The organism is Alicyclobacillus dauci (assembly GCF_026651605.1).
Taxonomy (GTDB): domain Bacteria; phylum Bacillota; class Bacilli; order Alicyclobacillales; family Alicyclobacillaceae; genus Alicyclobacillus; species Alicyclobacillus dauci.
On record NZ_CP104064.1, the window covers coordinates 2,252,544 to 2,269,610 of the forward strand.

Genomic DNA, 17,067 nt, shown 5'->3' on the forward strand with positions numbered 1-17,067 from the left:
AGATGTACGCTAGGGAGGGACTCAATCGGTGTCGTTTTTGAAGGTACTTATAGCCGATGACAATCATGAATTCGCTGATTTGCTCGGTGAGTTCATTTCATCTCAGCCAGATATGAAATTGTGTGGGATTGCTTACAATGGAAATGACGCTCTGAACTTAGTACGTGATACCGAGCCAGACGTACTCGTACTGGATATCATCATGCCGGTTCTCGATGGAATTGGTGCATTGGAACGTCTCGGTGATTTGCCCGGTAAAATGCCGAAGGTCATCATGCTGACTGCGTTTGGTCAGGAAACGGTGACAAGGCGCGCTGTAGAGCTTGGTGTTTCCTATTTCATACTCAAACCGTTCGATATGCCGTTGTTGGCGGATCGAATTCGGCAAGTGGTGCAAGGGAATGTTGCACCTGTGGCCGCAGCAGTTCAACAACCGTATGTTTCCTCATCTGGATTCAGTCCAAGTGCACCGCATGCGGGTTCGACACCGCGCCGTTCGGTCGACGCTCAAATTACTCAAATAATTCATGAAATAGGTGTTCCGGCACACATCAAGGGCTACCACTACCTCCGCGAGGCTATCGGCATCGTGTACGACGATGTGGAAATTCTCGGGTCAATCACGAAGATTCTTTATCCACGCATTGCTGACCGGTACAAAACGACTCCATCTCGTGTGGAACGTGCCATCCGTCACTCCATTGAAGTGGCATGGGGACGTGGAAACATGGATGCCATTCGCAAGGTCTTTGGCTACACTGTAAGCGCGTCAAAGACAAAACCGACTAACTCGGAGTTCATTGCCATGATCGCCGATAAGCTGAGGATGGAACACAAGGTCGTGTAAAGCCTTTTGGGGTATGGATTGTAACCTGATGGAAAACAAATCCATGCAGTGAGTAGAAACCAACAAACTTGTTTTCAACCCAATAAACTTGCCCTTTCTCACCCAATAAATCGAACTGATTTATTGGGTGTTTGTATTGTCGGAAAGGGGAAGATAATAACGATGAAGTTGTCGGAGTTAGAGTTCTGCTTAGAGGATTTTCTTACGTATTGCCAAAGCAAGGGATTGTCTCTCAAAACCATTGCGGCATACGAGCAATCACTAAAGCTGTTTGTTGTTTATCTGAAAAATGAACATGAGGTCGAAAGGATCAACGATGTACGTACGGGGCATTTACGACAATACATTCTGTACGTGCAACAACGTGGCAAGTACAGCGTGGTAAACACTGAAGCGTCGAAGATGGTTAACTTCCCAGAACGCAGAACTGATTATAAAAAGCCTGTTTCGAATGTGACGGTCAATAATTACACTCGAAACATCAAAGTGTTTTTTAATTGGCTACGGCAAGAGGGTGAACTATCGAAAAATCCATTTGAAAGTGTTACTCCGATTAGGACTGTTAGGCGAAAAAAAGTCGGACTAGGCCACGACGAATTTAAGCGTCTACTTGAACAGTTTGATTACACGACATTCCACGGTTATAGAAATAAGGTTATTGTCATGTTGTTGCAGGATACGGGTATGAGGATTTCAGAATGTCTGGAGATCCTTGTTGAATCCATTGATTTTCAACATAAGATGATTCTTCTGAGCAAGACCAAGGGGAATAAAGAAAGGTACATTTACTATTCGCCAGTGATGGCGCGTGAACTCAAGCACTACTTGAAATTCAAAGATCGATATACAGAGACTGAATTGCTGTTTCCGACAAGAAAAGGCACACGACTAACTGTTCATTCATTCGAAAAGCAGTTAAGGGATGCGAGCAACCGAATCGGATTACATGTTTATCCACATTTACTCAGGAATAATTTCGCCCGACATTATCTACTTAATGGTGGTGACTTTTATACTCTGTCAAGAATACTCGGGCATAGCTCGGTGACTGTGACAGAGGAAGCGTACATGGACTTGTCGCATGAAGAGATAGGTCAGAAGTATCAGAATCACAGTCCACTTGGAAAGTGGAAGGCCGAGTGATTACTCATACATACGAAGAAAACAGGCGGCGAGAGCCGCCTGTTCCTGTCTACCGCCTCAGAAACTTCTCTGGAATCTCATAGCCTTCAACATTCTCAGAACCTCTCTAAACGCCTCTACAGGCTCTTCTACAGCTAATCCCTCAGCCACATTAACTCCACACCCAATGCCCTCATGAACAAAGAATCCCGGTATCAAGGTGAACCCCTCTTCAACGGCCACCCGATAACATGAATAGAAGTGCGTAGCGGCTCGCTTTGCCTCTCTCACAGTGTCGTAGTAGTCCAAGATGTAGCCCTTGTCATCATTGAACACAGCGACAACTATGACCCTAAGACTACGATCTTGCCTCCACATGACTTCGAGAGCCAAGTCGCTCTTCAGTGGAATCCTTTTTATCATCACTGTCCACCACCTTTTGGGAGTTACAAACAGAATGCGTTCTTGTAATAAATTCGTCGATTACCTATAGGGATCTCCGAAAGAATATTAGATCCAATGTCTACAGTGAAACCTCGTGAAGTCGCGAGTAGTCAATGGCCAGCAAAATTATTTCTACCCACAGCTTGATTAATTCAATGTATCATGATACAGTGTTGGTAAATTGAATGTATCAAGGTGATGTCAGTGATAGGTTTAGAGTTTATAGCGAAGACGTTCGGAATGGAGTATCAAGAAATCGCAAAACATCTGAGTATCACTCCACCTGCGATTCAAGGGTGGCTAAAAGGAAGGCGTAAAATCCCACCCAAGCGATTAGCCCAATTGGAATCACTATTTGGGATCGAATCTGACTACTTCCAAAAGGAACTTAGTACAGCAGACAAGTTGTATATACAACGGAAGAATGCCGAGAGACTGAGTCGGGAGGAAGCTGAGGAGGTGGAGTATACGTATGTGGATGACAATGGACAGGAAAGGACGGGTACAACTTACTACAACCCTTACGAAGGGGTGTTAAATGAAATTGTAGCCGAGGAAAAGAAGGCAATCTTACTCGAACAGGTTGCTGATATTCTCAATAACGGCGACTCAAACCGAAGAGCTTTACTGGAAATTTTTCTCGAGACTATGAAGCGAGGTAACAAGGATGAATTAACCGTGTTAACTAAAGTCATTAACTATTTAAATGATCGCCTCGACCCGTTTGCGGATTTCGATGCGGAAAAGGAGCAGGATCGCAAGCTTTATGAAGCACTAAATAATCTGGTTGACTGATTCCTGCGGGTAGATAGGAAATCATACACAATGTGTGAGTTAAATAACTAAAATCACTGTTATTTCGATAGTTGATTGAACTTGTGGTACTGCAATTTACCTTATGACGGAGGTCGTAGCCATGTTCATGAATCGAAAGACGTATTTTATTATAAGGAGAGATGATGTTGAATATAGAGACACGGGAGTTTTTCGACGATATTTTTGACACTGCCGCAATCAATTTTGGATGCCTTAAATACGGGCAAAAAGGTGGCCGTATAGATGTAAACGGACGGTATAACAGTAACACAGCCGCACGGCTAGAACAGATTAACCAGCAGGGATATGAGGTTTACTACGCCATTAACACTGGCGGCTATAAGGACAAGGATATAACCCACTTTAATGCAATCTTTGCCGATTTTGACCGAGGGAGGGACGAAGAAAAGAACTACTATCCATTGTACGAAACTGAGAGGTACAAGAATGAAGTTTTGGAACGTTTGGAAACTTTCTTAAAGCCTACTTGGGTAGTGGAAACTCGAAATGGACTGCAATGCCTGTGGTTGTTGCATAGTGGGGCTACGCTGGTACAGTTTGAAGAGTGCGAGGATCGTCTGATAAAGTATTTGAAGGCAGATACTGCGGTTAAGAATCCATCACGACTACTTAGAGTCCCAGGTTTTTATTGGTCTAAAGACCCGAATAACAAGTTTTTGGCAAGGATCATACAACACCATAACGTTAGGTATGACATTCAGACGATAATTGATCATCTGCCAAAAGTACAAACTGAATATTCAGTTGGACAAAATGGTAACAGTGATAGAAAGAAATGTTCTTCACTGCTTCCTATCACTGTTCCCAAAACCCAAAGCGCAACTCCTAATCCTGGACTGATTGCGGCTCAACAGGTGGAAGCATTACAGGCAATAATAAAGCCCACACCTTATACTGCATCTTCGAGTAGTGACGTTTTTACCTACTTGAAACAACAAGACCTGCACGACTTCCTTGGTGTTGCTGGTGAACGGTTTAGATGCTTATTTCACGATGATTCTAATCCTAGCGCAGGGATCTTCATTGCAGACAGTGGTGACTACTTGTACAAGTGTCATAGCGATAGGTGTGGGGTCTGTGGGTCAATCATCGAACTAACGCAACGTATTCTTGAAACCAAGAATTTTTCAAGGGTACTTCGGTTTTTGCGAAAGGTTTATCTTATCGAATTTGCTGAAAGTGATTGGCAGGTTGAACAGAAGGAGATAATCGACTCAAACATCAGCTTCCTAGACAGTGTGACGTTTCGTGAAGGGTACAGTGAGGTCTACATGAGGATTCGTAACTACCAGAAGGAGCTACAGGTGATGAACGAATTCGCAAAGGAGCATATACTTACTCAATACTTTACGGATGCTAACGGAAGACCTGCATTTTTTGCTCCGATATCACGGATACGACAATTATGTGGTAAGAGCATTCATCAAGACAAACAGATTACCAATGTTATAGGTCTGCTTACTTATCTGGGGTTAATCAACAAGCTATCGACAGAGGACATACCAGAACAGATGCTCCGAACGGCTAAACATATAGCCGCGAAGAACAAGCAATCTAAGATAGTCAGTTTCTACTCTATCCCACTATACGATCTTAAAACTATGAACTTTGCCATGCAGAAGGCTCGTGAGTTCAAGGACAAGGGCTTTACAATGAAAGGGTGGGGAAGAGAGCTTCTTATAAGGTCACTTGGACAGGACGAAGCGGACAGAGTATATCCTCAGGAGAAGGGGAAACCCATTCCAGAATTGAGCGAAGAAGTAACGAGTCAAATTGAGAAAGTTACGTTACAGATTATCGAGCATAAGGGCTGGACTACGGAGTCAGAGGTCTTATATAACGTTTGCTTAATGTTCGAGGGCCAGAGACAGTTCAAAGAACGGCAATTTAAACGAATCATTACGGAACTACAAGAGAAGTATTCACTTTCACGACCTCGGTTGAACAAAGAGCTGAAGGAACGTCTGAATATCGAACTGAAGGGATACCCATATATCCTTACAAGGGAGAATGAAGATGAACAGATGGAGCGGAAACAGAACACGGTAAAACGACTTTTAAAGCTATTGATAATGGGAGCGGACAGGCAATATCTTAAAGATTAAAGCGGCACATCCTCTAGTGTGGGGATAGCGCCGCTTTTGGTTTTGCATGACATCGCTTGAGATATATCCTATTCGAAGCGATTATCTGACGAGAGACGATTCACTCAGATTGATATTCCTTCTTTTTATGTTTGATTTATCCAAAAAAACTCAACATTCTAAAATGGGATGCGAATTGTCTTCCAAATCCATTCTGGTTAATGGGTATTATTTTCTTATAGTAGTTTGCGAACAACAAGTACTATAACACTGGTATAATATAGAAGACGAGGACAAAAAGGATGTTCACAAAAAGAGGAGATAGTTAGTCGTGCTTCATACAAGTGGTGCAAAAGAAGTCGAAGTGCTATCAAAGCAAGTTACATTGCTGAATTGCTTAAAGGGTCAATGATTTAGCAGAAAAATAAAGTCAGTGTTGAATTTGAAGAATCGGATGGGAATAACCCTTCACACTTTAAACGGCGTGAGTATGTACGCATTGCCAAACAGGATCAGACGCAAACGATAATGCAATTCGTCTCTCGACGGATTAGCATTGGGCATTTTGGTGTATTAGATTGTGTAATTGTAATAAGTATAAATAAAGGTTGGTTAATATGAACAATGTTGATATTCCATTTGGCACTGGACGCCTCGTTTCAGGTGAAAAGCGAAATGAAGTGTTTGATCTTCAACCTAATGACCATCTATATATTGCAACTTTTGGACTTAGTCTTCCTGAAACCATAAACAGCAATATTAACTAAGGTGGACCCCTTTGTCAAGACACACTTTTTGTAGTTGAAGTTAATAACATTATTACTGATTCTTCAGATAGCCTTAGGAGGGTGTAGTGCAGTTCGCCCCTTCTGGAAATAGACTTCTGCTGGTGTCAGATAGCCTAGTGACTGGTGCGGGCGGTCGTAGTTGTACCGCTGTATGAACTTGGCGATTTGTTGCCTCGCTTCCTTTGGACTATTGTATTCGTGAATGTACACTTCTTCGTACTTGAGGGTACGCCAGAAACGCTCTGTGATGATGTTGTCCAAAGCTCGATTCTTGCCATCCATACTAATCCGTACACCGGCTTCTTTCAGCAGATCGGTATATTGATGGCTAGTGAAGTGGCTCCCCTGGTCGCTGTTCCAGATCTCTGGTTTAGCTTGGCATAAGGCTGAACGGACGGCAGTTAATACGAATGGCATCTCGAGAGTTTGATCAAGCTGCCAACTCACAACATACCGTGAGTACCAATCGATGACGGCAACCAAATACATCCATCCGTGTTTTAGGCGGATATAGGTGATATCAATTCCCCAAACGTGATTGGGGTGGCTGGGCGTCACGTTGCGTAACAGGTATGGGTAGACCTTGTGTTTCAAGTTACGTTTGCTGAGGTTCGGACCGGGGTGGATCCCCTCGATGCCCATCTCTCGCATGCAGCGTTGCACACGCTTGCGGTTGATATCCCAGCCTTCACGGCGCAGTAGATGCGTGATTCTGCGACTGCCGTAGACCGGATAATCCGTGTAGAATTGGTCAATCCGATGTTTTAGCCGTACCTCTTCATCTGAAGGTTCAGCAGGCTTGTAATACAGACCGGAGCGGTTCAGACTTAGGATACGTGCCTGAGTTTTGAGCGAAACTTTCTTGTTGTCTCGCTCCACCATGGCAAGACGCTCACTTCTGCTCCGGGTCGATGCCAGATTTTTTTGATCCACTCGAGCTGAGTGGTTAGTTTACCGACCTGTGCGTACAGTCGTTCGATTTTCTGTTCCTGTGCCTTCTGCTCCTTAGCTGCCTTACGCTCGTCCACAAACAGGCTAGCAAGGTTTTCTAAGGCAGTCTTCTTCCACTGGCTCAATTGCACGGGGTGAACTTCGTACTCCGCAGCAATCTGTGCCATCGTCTTTTCTTCTTTGAGAATCTCTCTTACGACTTGGGCTTTGAACTCTGGTGTGTACTGTTTTTTCATAGCCATAGTGTAACCCAACTGTCCTCCTATCGGGTGTCCAGTTTTACGGGTCCACTATAAACCGTCAGATTGCATTTCTAACTGATTTTCATGTAATTTTAAACACCTTTGGATTTGGTCGTGATTATAAAGTTAAACTTAAGAAAACAGCATTGAGAGCTGTTGAAAAGTGCCGCTACATTCAAATTTATATACGCCAAGACAATCATGCAAAGGTCTATAGTACTGGAAGAAAAATGTACATTGGTAGTGCTAATGCAACTGAGCAGTCATCCAACAATGTTGAGTTTGGTGTCTTAATTGAAGATAAGCAAGCGATTGAATCTCTAGAAGGGATTCTTTTTTTTGAAGGGTTGCTTGACTCCTACCCGATATTTGCTGATGCTTACTTTCATTCTGAGTTGAAGGTATTTTTCTCTGGAATTCTTGGTATAGCCGCAAGTTTGATGAAACATATACGCTTATGCTATACGAATCCTGGCGTAGATGTTGAAGGCATCAAGAATAATGAAATCAAAATTAAGGAACTTTCATCTAAAGTAAAAACTCTACTTTGTACATTCAAAGGAGCAGTAAGAGGTTGGGACTGGGACAATGAAAAATTTACCCAAAATCCTACATATGGTGAACATGTAAACCTTATACTTCAACAGCTTGACCAGGCTATACAAGCTTGTATTGGTCAGGTTACAAGTAACTACCTTAATTACTCGCTTAAAAGTCTATGTAACTCGGCTAATAAAGAATTTGATCTATTTAGAATGAACATGATGTATGGTAATCAGAACTTGAAGTTTGAGGAGTACTCATTCAGTATACTGAGGTCAATTTATGAAAGCTTAACCCATTTAAGGACATGGTCTATTTTTGAAGGACCTGAAGTTACTCCCACTGCAATAAAAAAATTAAAATTCACTTTAGCAGAGTGGTTGAATAACCCTTCGCTCTTGGATCGTATTGAGTGCTTTGAGGAACTTTAAACACCAAACGATCCTCGTAGGGCTGTGCTTCGCCTGGAGAGATAGACCGCCAACCTTGTCACGGGAATAAGGCGGTCTATTTGTATTTGTGGGTTGTGTCGTTAGCAGTCCGTTTGATATTTATCGAGGGTATTGTCGTAAATCCATTAAAATCAACGTTGTATGTACATCTTATTTTGGTATAATAAGGACTAACCGAGTAGAGCCGTATCACAGAATGGGTTATTCGGTGCGGCTAACACCGAATGATGTACCAAAACAGCCGCCCGTTTAGGGGCTGTGCTTCGCCTGGGGAGATAGACCGCCAACCTTGTCACGGGAATAGGCGGTCTATTTGGTTTCGTCGATGCAAACGCTAGTTCATGCATGGAGACAGGCGATAGCCTTTTAGACGACTAATAGTGCGTACCGGAACTCACTATTATGTGTCTAAGGGTTGGTACGTAGTTAAACTTTTTTGCTACAATAGGGTGGCAATGAGACACGGTCTTCTCGTTGCGGTCAATTAAATCGATGTACTAACGAGGGTCGGCTGTTCGGGAGCCGACCCTCAGTCTTTTTAGTTCCGAACAAGGTCGCGACTTGAATGTGTCTCTTTGGTTTCTGCGGTTAGGTCAACAACGTTGTCTATATGGTGTAAGTCCTTAACGATGACCTGGCATTCTTACATATCCCATGTATCCCTTTTGCCAGTGCCTCTAGGGCTTCGCTCTTAACGCCCGACGATCACTACGTCATAGCCCTTTTCGCCAGATAGAAGGGCATAAGTGTATCCTATGCCAGAGGATGCTCCAGTGATAAGTGCTGTCTGGGTCATGGCTGGATTCTCGTGTACCAAAGGAACTTGTTCATATTTCTCAAGTTCGTTGTTGCGAAAGACGCAACGGTGTTCACGTACTTCACCACTCAAAACAGACGGTAAGAATAGTTGAATATGCTTAGGAATACCGTAGTTTGTGCCATGCAGTACCCAGCCTATACCCTTCCATGCAAGGATTCCTTCATCCACGAGCTTAGGTTTGTCGTAGCCCGCATTATCATGAATTTCACAGGAAAAAAGGTACATCCCCGAGTCTTCGTTTTCAGTATGCCATTTGACCGTTCCGTTGAACGACAGTTCATGTATAGTAATTCCAGTCTCTTCAACGACTTCTCTGAGTGCGCCGTTTATGGGTGACTCGTTTGCCTCAATCTTCCCGCCAACACCAGTCCATAGCCCCATCAATGGAGGCTTTACCCTGTTGAGGAGTAGTAGTGAGTTGGTATGTCTGATGAATATCATTGTATACTTTAGTTTGTTCGTCATGGTTTACTCCTAGTCCTTAGATGGCTCTTCGCTGGTTGAGATGGGTTGAACAAGTCAATCATGGAGGTATAAAAACCCATTGGCAAACCAGAGTTAGGGTCAATGCCTCCTTGTTGTCGGCTTGACATGACTTGTAGGATGCCAAGTTGGGCATCCGTCAAGAGCTTTCGCGGCATATCCTCCCGTTGGTCGGTATTCCACGCTCTCTTGACGTAACAGGAGGTTATCCAAATGTCCGATCCCGTTCTTGACTTGTTCAATCACTCTATTGGCGTTCAATCTCCCTGGCATGTTACTTCGGTTGAATTCAGCAAAGAGAATAAACGTCTTGACATCACGGTCGACTACAAAGATGGAACCAAGTTCCCATGCCCAAATTGCGGCAGTCAGAACACGGACATCTACGACCGCGACACTCGCTCATGGAGGCACCTCAATCACTTTGAGCACGACACATACATTCACGCCAAAGTGCCTCGAATCTGGTGCCATGATTGCTCGAAGGACAAGGGGGTGTACGGACCATCGAAGTGCCCTGGGCACGCAAACGCGGGCATTTCTCATACGGCTTCGAGGCATTCATCCTTCAACTGGTTCGCGAGATGCCCGTTCTGGCAGTTGCACGTCTAGTCGGGGAACATGATACCCGTATCTGGCGTATCGTTCGCCACTATGTGAATCAGGCTCGCGAATCACAAGACTTCTCAGATGTTCACCACATTGCGGTTGACGAAACCTCTACAGCTCGCGGTCATCACTACGTGACCGTTGTTGCAGATACAGAGCAAAGACGGGTAATCTTCGTCACGCATGGCAAAGACATGAGTACCCTTACGCGATTCGTCGATGATTTCACGCGACATGGCGGCGACCCAGATGAAATCGAAACTGTCTGCTCCGACATGTCTCCAGCATTTATTGCTGGTGTTCACAAATACTTTCCTGACGCTTCACTCACATTTGACAAGTTCCATGTTACGAAAGTAATCGGTGAAGCGGTGGACAAAGTACGCCGTGAAGAACAACGCACACAGCCCATGCTCAAACAATCCAGGTACATTTGGCTGAAGAATGAGCACAATTTGACAAGCAAGCAAAAAGAGCGATTACAGGAGCTTCGGCACTTAAATCTCAAGACGGCAAAGGCATACCAGATGATGCTGACATTCAAAGAGCTTTGGATACAGCCAAAGTCCCTTGCCAAGCCGTTTCTGGACAAGTGGTACTTCTGGGCCACGCATTCGCGGCTCAAACCAATGATTGACGCCGCTAAAACCATTCGCCGCCACCAAACTGGCATACTGTCTTGGTTTGATAGCAGAGTGAATAATGCCCTGATTGAAAGTATGAACAGTCTCATCCAAGCCATGAAACGAAGAGCGAAGGGTTATCGCAACGTCGAGAACTATATCTCTATGATTTACCTGTTGCTAGGCAAGTTGTCCTTCGCTTTACCCACCTAAAACAGCGAGGAGGCCCTTAGATACATTCATTTTGTGAAAGAGTAGTGCTTTCGGAGAAGGTCTGAGTTGTCCAAGTGCTTAACTTTGACTATCTGATTTGGAAACGAAAATCCCCAATTGTAAGGGGCAAAGGAGCCGTATAACTCCTTACACACAGAACATTTTTCAATATCGAGTATAATGTTGTGGACAAGATTCAGATAGTAGTATTGCGGTAAATCAAATCAATCACATATCGGTGCTATAACCATGTTCACGAAGGTGAGGTACAGGGCATAACCGTTCTAGATCAAGAATCATGCGAACTGCGCAAGTTATCTCGTAGTGTACGAGCGATCGCACACTGAATAAAATCCAAATTCCATCGAAAATACGACATGCATCATCATGAGTAAAATTAAGGTTATACTGGATGATGCAGACAGCGTTAATCCATGAAGTTAATCGACTCGTTAGAGTGTTCACTTGTAACGCATAAATGGCTCCAAGCGTCTGTGTTGGCAAGGGGTGATCACATGCGCAAGTCAATTGTATCGATGTGTCTGCTATGTCTGCTCTCCACAATAGCCGTGGGGTGTGGTCACGCTCAACAAACTAATCCTCCTGTAACTCAAACGACAAACAGCGTGCAAGCTCAGAAGCCATTATATGAGCGTACAAAGCCGAATTCGCTTCCTACAGTCGATAGTCTGAAACCCACGTCAGTGGAAATCATAAGAAACGAACACGGCAAACTTGAGGCATTGGATTTGACCATCAGCAATGAGCCTACGGTTAGGCAACTGTACTCTGATTTACGCTCATTACGACAGTTTCCGCATGGAAATATGTCTTGTCCTAACGATACTGGTGTGGAGTACAAACTGATTTTCAAGAGTGGCAAGAAAGTGGTTCTGGTTGCTCAGGCTGATCCAACTGGTTGTCAGGCAATTAAACTGTCCAATGGTCAAACACTTTGGGGTGTTGAGCAAGTCGGGAAACCGTTCTGGACTCGGCTGGCACAGTCAATTGGATATCCTAATGACAGCCATTTTAGTGGACAATCCGCTTGAATATCTTATATGGACGTAGGTAATGTTGTTATGGGAAGAATAAATTCGACACATAGACAGACTACTTGTGAAAATTTTTACATTAATAACTTACGCAAGAAATTAAAGTAAGTTATAATTAATATAAACTGTCAAAAAGCTCGGAGCGATAATCGATGGGATACAAAGGTAGGGTAACACTTCTCATAGTGGTATTGATTGTATCAGTTGAATTTAACACCTACGATTACATCCATGATTTATCAGCCGTGAAATGGGACATTATTGGAAGCATCGTCATTTTGCTGTTGGCTTGGTGGTTTGGAAAAAATTATGACAGAGCGAAATATTAAGCTCAAAGAGACGCTTTAACGGGCGCTTATAATCGACTTTTCGCTAGTAGAATGTTTCCAAGGCTTCTTACAAAAGCGGAACGTACAAATGGGAGACTTAGCGTGTTTTTGGTGGACGTGAATAATTTAAAGACAATCAATGACGTACATGGACACATGACAGGTGACGAAGTCATCAAGCATGTGTCCCATACCTTAATAGGTTGTACACGAAAATGGGACTTGGTAACACGTTGGGGTGGAGATGAATTTGTAATTATCGCATCTAATATAGACCAAGCAGGGGCATCTACAATGTTGGAGCGTATCGAGGATCACATGCTTGCAATCGAGACAAGTACAAAACATTCATTAAAACCATCGGTTTCCATCGGGGTCGCGGTGTACCCTGTCGATGGTAGTACATTTGATGATCTGATTGGTGTTGCAGATGGCAGAATGTATGACGATAAGAAGAAAGCACAGTATATCGATGTTGCCCCTATGTAAACGTTCTCGTTAGCGATAACAGGGAATTCAACACTATTATTCATACAGTGTACAGGAAACTCTTTGTATATTGACAATGAGTGATTCCTAGCAGAAACAATTTCGAAAATTCTTGAACATAATTCTAGAGAGCCGTTTGACATGAAGGGCGTTCCTTTGGAGGAACGCTCTTTTTTGATCAATAAGTGTAATCTCTCTCACACATTGGTGAATTTTGTCGAAATAACTGGTATATTATGTTTGACCTTATAGTGGTGATTTTTACAATAGACGGTGATGGTTATGTCAATGGCATATTGCATGAGGTGTAAGCGCTTGATTGCGGTAGAACAAATGTCACAGGTTTTCGTGACAGGGTTTGTCCGTATTGATGGAACGGACTACCCACTAGGTAGGGGATGTCAGTGCCACGACACGTACGCAAAGGAATCGGATAACCGATAGATTAACGAAGGAATCCTATAGACGTAGTGCATCAATCAAGTGGAGTGCTGTTGATGCTAGAGCGTCCTCTGAATGGTCTGTTGAGTGGCATACTGAGCCAAGACTAGTGGAGTCCTCAGACCATCATGTTTCTTAAACGAATGAATGATTGTTATCACATCGGTGTGAACGCTGTGATCCCTTGTGTTTGTTGGCTTGTTCATGTAAATCAAAACGCATCGTGTATGCCACGAAGCGTTATAAGCCAATGAATATAAGGTATTTCGCGATATACGATGCGAGTGCAATCCCGAATGTTATCCTCATTTCATTACTAGGAGGGGGATCAATGAACGGCAGTACGGTTTCAAACATAGTAAACAGTGCCATACAGACGTACGCAAATACCGTAGGCGCGATGCCAGGTTACGAGAAATGGTACTACTATACTCAGATACTTGCTGCGATTATTACCATTCTAGGTTTTATTGCAGTAGGCATTCAGTTATGGTACACCAGCAAATCAGTCAATGCGGCAGATGAATCCGCTAAGGCGGCGAAATCAGCCGCAGAGGCCGCACAAGAACAGGTAAAAGTGGCTCAGAAACAAATTGAAATGACGGAAGCCGCCTCTCAGGACACAAAACAGCAAATGGAGATTATGCTTCAGCAAGCAAAGGTTGATATTGAGTCGAAGATGATTGCATCACTACCACTTTTTCGACTAAACGTTCACCGTACATTCGACCACTTGAGTCGTGAAATTTGGGAGATGACTCTAACGAATGTAGGTAATGGTCCTGCTTTCCAAATCAATATTTCATTGTCTGATGGCTTTGATAGAGTTCTCGATGAGGGGCATGCCTCGATGATCACTGTTGGAGAAAACACTCCGTTTGTCTTTTCAGCCAATACCGAGGCAAGAGAGGGAATAGTGTCCTACAAGGATTTTCACGGATTTATATATTCACAATCATGGAATTTAATATATGATCATCGATTTGGTTCTCCGATATTGAGTGATTCAGAAATGAATGGGCCACCCAAACAAGTAGGAAGAGACTAACCAAATGTTATCGATCGATCCACTGTGGATGTAGTAGACCGATTTTCATCACATCGGTCTGGGTACTGTAAATCCCCTTATATTTGTTGGCTTGGTCACGCAGACCGAGAAGTATCATTCGATGACAGGAAGTGTCAATATTCCAAGGAGTATAAGGCATTTCGCGATAGATGATACGGGTTCAATTCCACATCAAATTGGGGTTTTATTCTTAGACACCTTAGAACGTTCTCATAGTAGAACTCTCGGATTCAATCCCAAACCTGTGCGCCTAATTCAGTCAACTCATGACGATCTATGAGTCGAACATTCAGTTTAAGTGCTAAATCCCGGGCGGCTTTAGTGAATGAACTGTTCGTTACAACGATAGCATACTCGGCTTGATAGAAACCTTTTGCCCCATGTACTTCTTGTACAGCCTTCACACCGACAGGCTTTGAATAGCGTTTCGCTTGGACTACGGTGAGTTGTCCTTCTTGATCGGTTAAAACTACATCAGCGCCAAAGTCGCCAGATGCTCGTGTAGTTCTAGCGTCGTATCCCATTTTTGAAAACAGAACTCGTAGATATTCTTCAAATTCTAGGCCCGACATTTGGTCAACGTCAGTAATACGGGACAGGGCAATTTGCTGTTCTCTTTGTTCTTGGTGTTTTCTCCTTTCTTCTTCAAATCTTTTATGTTCTTTGTTCCAGTGCATATTCATCAACGTTGCAATCAATACGGCGAGTGCAACGAAGCCCCCAATACCGTACAAAAAGATGTGTATCGTTTCTGTTGGAGACAGAGTAATCACCCCTACAAGATATCTACTTATCTGTATTATAACTTTGGGATCTTAACAACCTGTTCGTTATTGTATACTTTTGCGAATGTAATCGACCGATCCAAAGAACCCGCATTCCACCGTGTTCACCATTGTTCGTAAAGTTCACTAAATAATTTATGAATGTTCGTAAATATGTATATACATTTATGAACAACTTTGCTACGATAAGGACAAACGAACGTCACGAAGGAGCAACGGCGATGGAGATTAGGAAGCATGGGTATATCCGAGTTAGTAGCAAAGACCAAAACGAACAACGACAACTGGCTGCAATGAGATCCGTTGGCATAGAGGAAAGAGACATTTACATAGACAAGCAAAGCGGTAAGGACTTTAACAGAGAGCAGTATCAAGCAATGAAGCACAGTTTACGCAGGGGCGACCTCCTGTATATTCATTCCCTTGACCGATTCGGCAGGAACAAAGAGGACATTTTGAACGAATGGCAGGACATTACCAAAAATATCGGTGCAGATATTGTCGTGTTAGACATGCCGTTGTTGGACACCACAAAATATCGTGACCACTTGGGTTCGTTTATCTCAGACCTTGTATTGCAGATCCTATCTTGGCTTGCTGAGGATGAACGAGAGCGTATTAGGAAGCGGCAACGTGAGGGCATTGAGGCCGCTAAGAATAACAACGTAAAGTTTGGCAGACCCAGCGCAGAGATAACTGAAGCGTTCGTAGTGGCATACAACGAGTGGAAGGCAGGAAACATCACAGCCACAAAGGCAATGGAACAGGCAGGAATGAAGCGAACGACCTTTTACAAACTGGTCAAAGAATACGAAAACCATCATTGACGGATCTAAAGTGGGTAGATTGGCTGTCCTTGGTGTTCAAGGACAGCCATAGAAAATCGACGCTCACGCCAGCGTGAAAAACGTAAGCCACCTGTATGATATCACCAACGTATAAAGAATAACAGACACTTTTTTCCGTAGGGGGTGTCTTTTTTCGTTTGGCTCCAGTCCGAGTACCCACGATATATGATCCGAGAGACGAAGACAACAGCAACAACAGAAGAAACGTCGGCACTGGTTACAACGTGTCGAATGATTGGAACACTGCGGGGGACGTAACCTAGTAAAAACAAGGCGAACCCGGGCTGGGTTTATATCGGATAAAGGCTTTACGATTTACAGATCGTCCTTGGCTGATCCATTCCCCAAGGTTTAGAGAGTAGTGGGCGAGCGAATAACTTTCGAATCTGGTTCATTCTGTCTATCAATTCCAACTTCTAACTGGTAGATTTGTCATGTAGAGAACAAAGGGATGATGATAGTGAACTTTATTCGTCAACTCTCAGATAATGAATTGATTGACTCTTATGGTGTGATCATTGACGAGTTGAAGCGTCGTCAGATCATACGGAGCAAAAACGTTGTTGGTGACTTGGGTGAATACATTGCCATAAAGCATTACTGCGAAACAAAGGGACTTCCAAGATTGCAAGCAGCACCGCCTAGCACAAAGAATATCGATGCCATAAGTGTAGATGGGGATCGATACAGCATAAAAGCAACGACCAGTGGTACGACGAGTGTATTTTACGGGCTGAATCCTCCAGCGTCGTCAGAACCAGATCAGCAAAAGTTCGAGTATGTCATTCTAGTTATATTTGATACCAACGTACGTCTTAAACAGATAAACGAACTGACATGGAAGCAGTTTCTCCAGTACAAGCGTTGGCACAGTAGAATGGGAGCTTGGAACTTGACCGTTAGTAAGGAACTGTTGGAGAACACGAGGGTCATTTATCGAGTGGAAACGTTGTAGATTCTAGAGTATGACCGATAGTTAATGAAGTTAGAGAT

The 17,067-nt window shown here is 43.5% G+C and carries 15 protein-coding genes and 2 pseudogenes; 12 read left to right on the plus strand and 5 right to left on the minus strand.

Annotation, left to right across the window (positions count from 1 at the left end; genetic code table 11):
- Positions 1–37: 37 nt before the first annotated feature.
- Both spo0A and NZD86_RS11320 read left to right on the plus strand, forming a co-directional pair.
- The gene (spo0A, locus tag NZD86_RS11315) at positions 38–847 is read left to right on the plus strand and encodes a sporulation transcription factor Spo0A (protein ID WP_407655252.1); all 810 of its coding nucleotides are present in this window, start codon (positions 38–40) and stop codon (positions 845–847) included.
- Between the two features lie 162 nt (positions 848–1,009).
- Positions 1,010–1,990, plus strand: coding sequence for a tyrosine-type recombinase/integrase (locus tag NZD86_RS11320; protein WP_268046660.1), 981 nt, complete (start codon positions 1,010–1,012; stop codon positions 1,988–1,990).
- Positions 1,991–2,047: 57 nt separating this feature from the next.
- Here the strand turns inward: NZD86_RS11320 and NZD86_RS11325 are convergent, their stop codons facing one another.
- Positions 2,048–2,392, minus strand: coding sequence for a hypothetical protein (locus tag NZD86_RS11325; protein WP_268046662.1), 345 nt, complete (start codon positions 2,390–2,392; stop codon positions 2,048–2,050).
- Between the two features lie 219 nt (positions 2,393–2,611).
- On the opposite strand from NZD86_RS11325, the gene NZD86_RS11330 reads away from it, so the two are divergent.
- From NZD86_RS11330 to NZD86_RS11340, 3 genes are all read left to right on the plus strand, one after another.
- Positions 2,612–3,208, plus strand: a complete 597-nt coding sequence (locus tag NZD86_RS11330) for a helix-turn-helix domain-containing protein (RefSeq protein ID WP_268046664.1) — start codon at positions 2,612–2,614, stop codon at positions 3,206–3,208.
- 167 nt (positions 3,209–3,375) lie between these two features.
- Positions 3,376–5,355, plus strand: coding sequence for a hypothetical protein (locus tag NZD86_RS11335; RefSeq protein ID WP_268046666.1), 1,980 nt, complete (start codon positions 3,376–3,378; stop codon positions 5,353–5,355).
- A gap of 596 nt (positions 5,356–5,951) precedes the next feature.
- Positions 5,952–6,101 (plus strand): hypothetical protein, encoded by a 150-nt coding sequence (locus NZD86_RS11340; protein WP_268046668.1) that lies wholly within the window; start codon positions 5,952–5,954, stop codon positions 6,099–6,101.
- 63 nt (positions 6,102–6,164) lie between these two features.
- On the opposite strand, the gene NZD86_RS11345 is transcribed toward NZD86_RS11340, so the two are convergent.
- Positions 6,165–7,309, minus strand: a protein-coding gene (locus NZD86_RS11345; protein WP_268044224.1) for an IS3 family transposase whose coding sequence is annotated in 2 segments (ribosomal slippage) — positions 6,165–7,051 and positions 7,051–7,309 — 1,146 coding nt in all. Because the reading frame shifts where the segments join, the coding sequence is not laid out codon by codon here.
- Between the two features lie 152 nt (positions 7,310–7,461).
- On the opposite strand from NZD86_RS11345, the gene NZD86_RS11350 reads away from it, so the two are divergent.
- Complete coding sequence (locus tag NZD86_RS11350; protein ID WP_268046670.1) at positions 7,462–8,289, plus strand: phospholipase D-like domain-containing protein; 828 nt, start codon at positions 7,462–7,464, stop codon at positions 8,287–8,289.
- A 712-nt stretch (positions 8,290–9,001) separates the two neighbouring features.
- On the opposite strand, the gene NZD86_RS11355 is transcribed toward NZD86_RS11350, so the two are convergent.
- Positions 9,002–9,595, minus strand: a complete 594-nt coding sequence (locus tag NZD86_RS11355; RefSeq protein WP_268046672.1) for an NUDIX hydrolase — start codon at positions 9,593–9,595, stop codon at positions 9,002–9,004.
- On the minus strand, positions 9,592–9,771 hold the full coding sequence (locus NZD86_RS11360; RefSeq protein ID WP_268046674.1) for a hypothetical protein: 180 nt from the start codon (positions 9,769–9,771) through the stop codon (positions 9,592–9,594). Before NZD86_RS11360 ends, NZD86_RS11355 begins: the two co-directional genes overlap by 4 nt.
- A 55-nt stretch (positions 9,772–9,826) precedes the next feature.
- Between NZD86_RS11360 and NZD86_RS11365 the strand changes: the two are divergent.
- From NZD86_RS11365 to NZD86_RS11380, 4 genes and pseudogenes are all read left to right on the plus strand, one after another.
- Positions 9,827–11,058: pseudogene (locus NZD86_RS11365) on the plus strand (ISL3 family transposase).
- 515 nt (positions 11,059–11,573) lie between these two features.
- A complete protein-coding gene (locus tag NZD86_RS11370) occupies positions 11,574–12,110 on the plus strand; it encodes a hypothetical protein (RefSeq protein ID WP_268046676.1) in 537 nt (178 codons plus the stop codon).
- 344 nt (positions 12,111–12,454) lie between these two features.
- A pseudogene (locus NZD86_RS11375) lies at positions 12,455–12,931 on the plus strand (GGDEF domain-containing protein); the annotation flags it as partial.
- Positions 12,932–13,703: 772 nt separating this feature from the next.
- Positions 13,704–14,420: a hypothetical protein gene (locus NZD86_RS11380; RefSeq protein WP_268046677.1), complete on the plus strand. Its 717-nt coding sequence runs from the start codon at positions 13,704–13,706 to the stop codon at positions 14,418–14,420.
- A gap of 251 nt (positions 14,421–14,671) precedes the next feature.
- On the opposite strand, the gene NZD86_RS11385 is transcribed toward NZD86_RS11380, so the two are convergent.
- Positions 14,672–15,139 carry a restriction endonuclease gene (locus NZD86_RS11385; protein WP_268046678.1) on the minus strand — a complete coding sequence of 156 codons (468 nt, stop codon included), beginning with the start codon at positions 15,137–15,139 and terminating at the stop codon, positions 14,672–14,674.
- 308 nt (positions 15,140–15,447) lie between these two features.
- On the opposite strand from NZD86_RS11385, the gene NZD86_RS11390 reads away from it, so the two are divergent.
- Together NZD86_RS11390 and NZD86_RS11395 are read left to right on the plus strand one after the other, a co-directional pair.
- Entirely contained in the window at positions 15,448–16,053 is a 606-nt protein-coding gene (locus NZD86_RS11390; protein ID WP_268046848.1) for a recombinase family protein, read from the plus strand.
- A gap of 475 nt (positions 16,054–16,528) precedes the next feature.
- Positions 16,529–17,029, plus strand: coding sequence for a DUF6998 domain-containing protein (locus NZD86_RS11395; protein WP_268046849.1), 501 nt, complete (start codon positions 16,529–16,531; stop codon positions 17,027–17,029).
- The last annotated feature ends 38 nt before the right edge of the window (positions 17,030–17,067 follow it).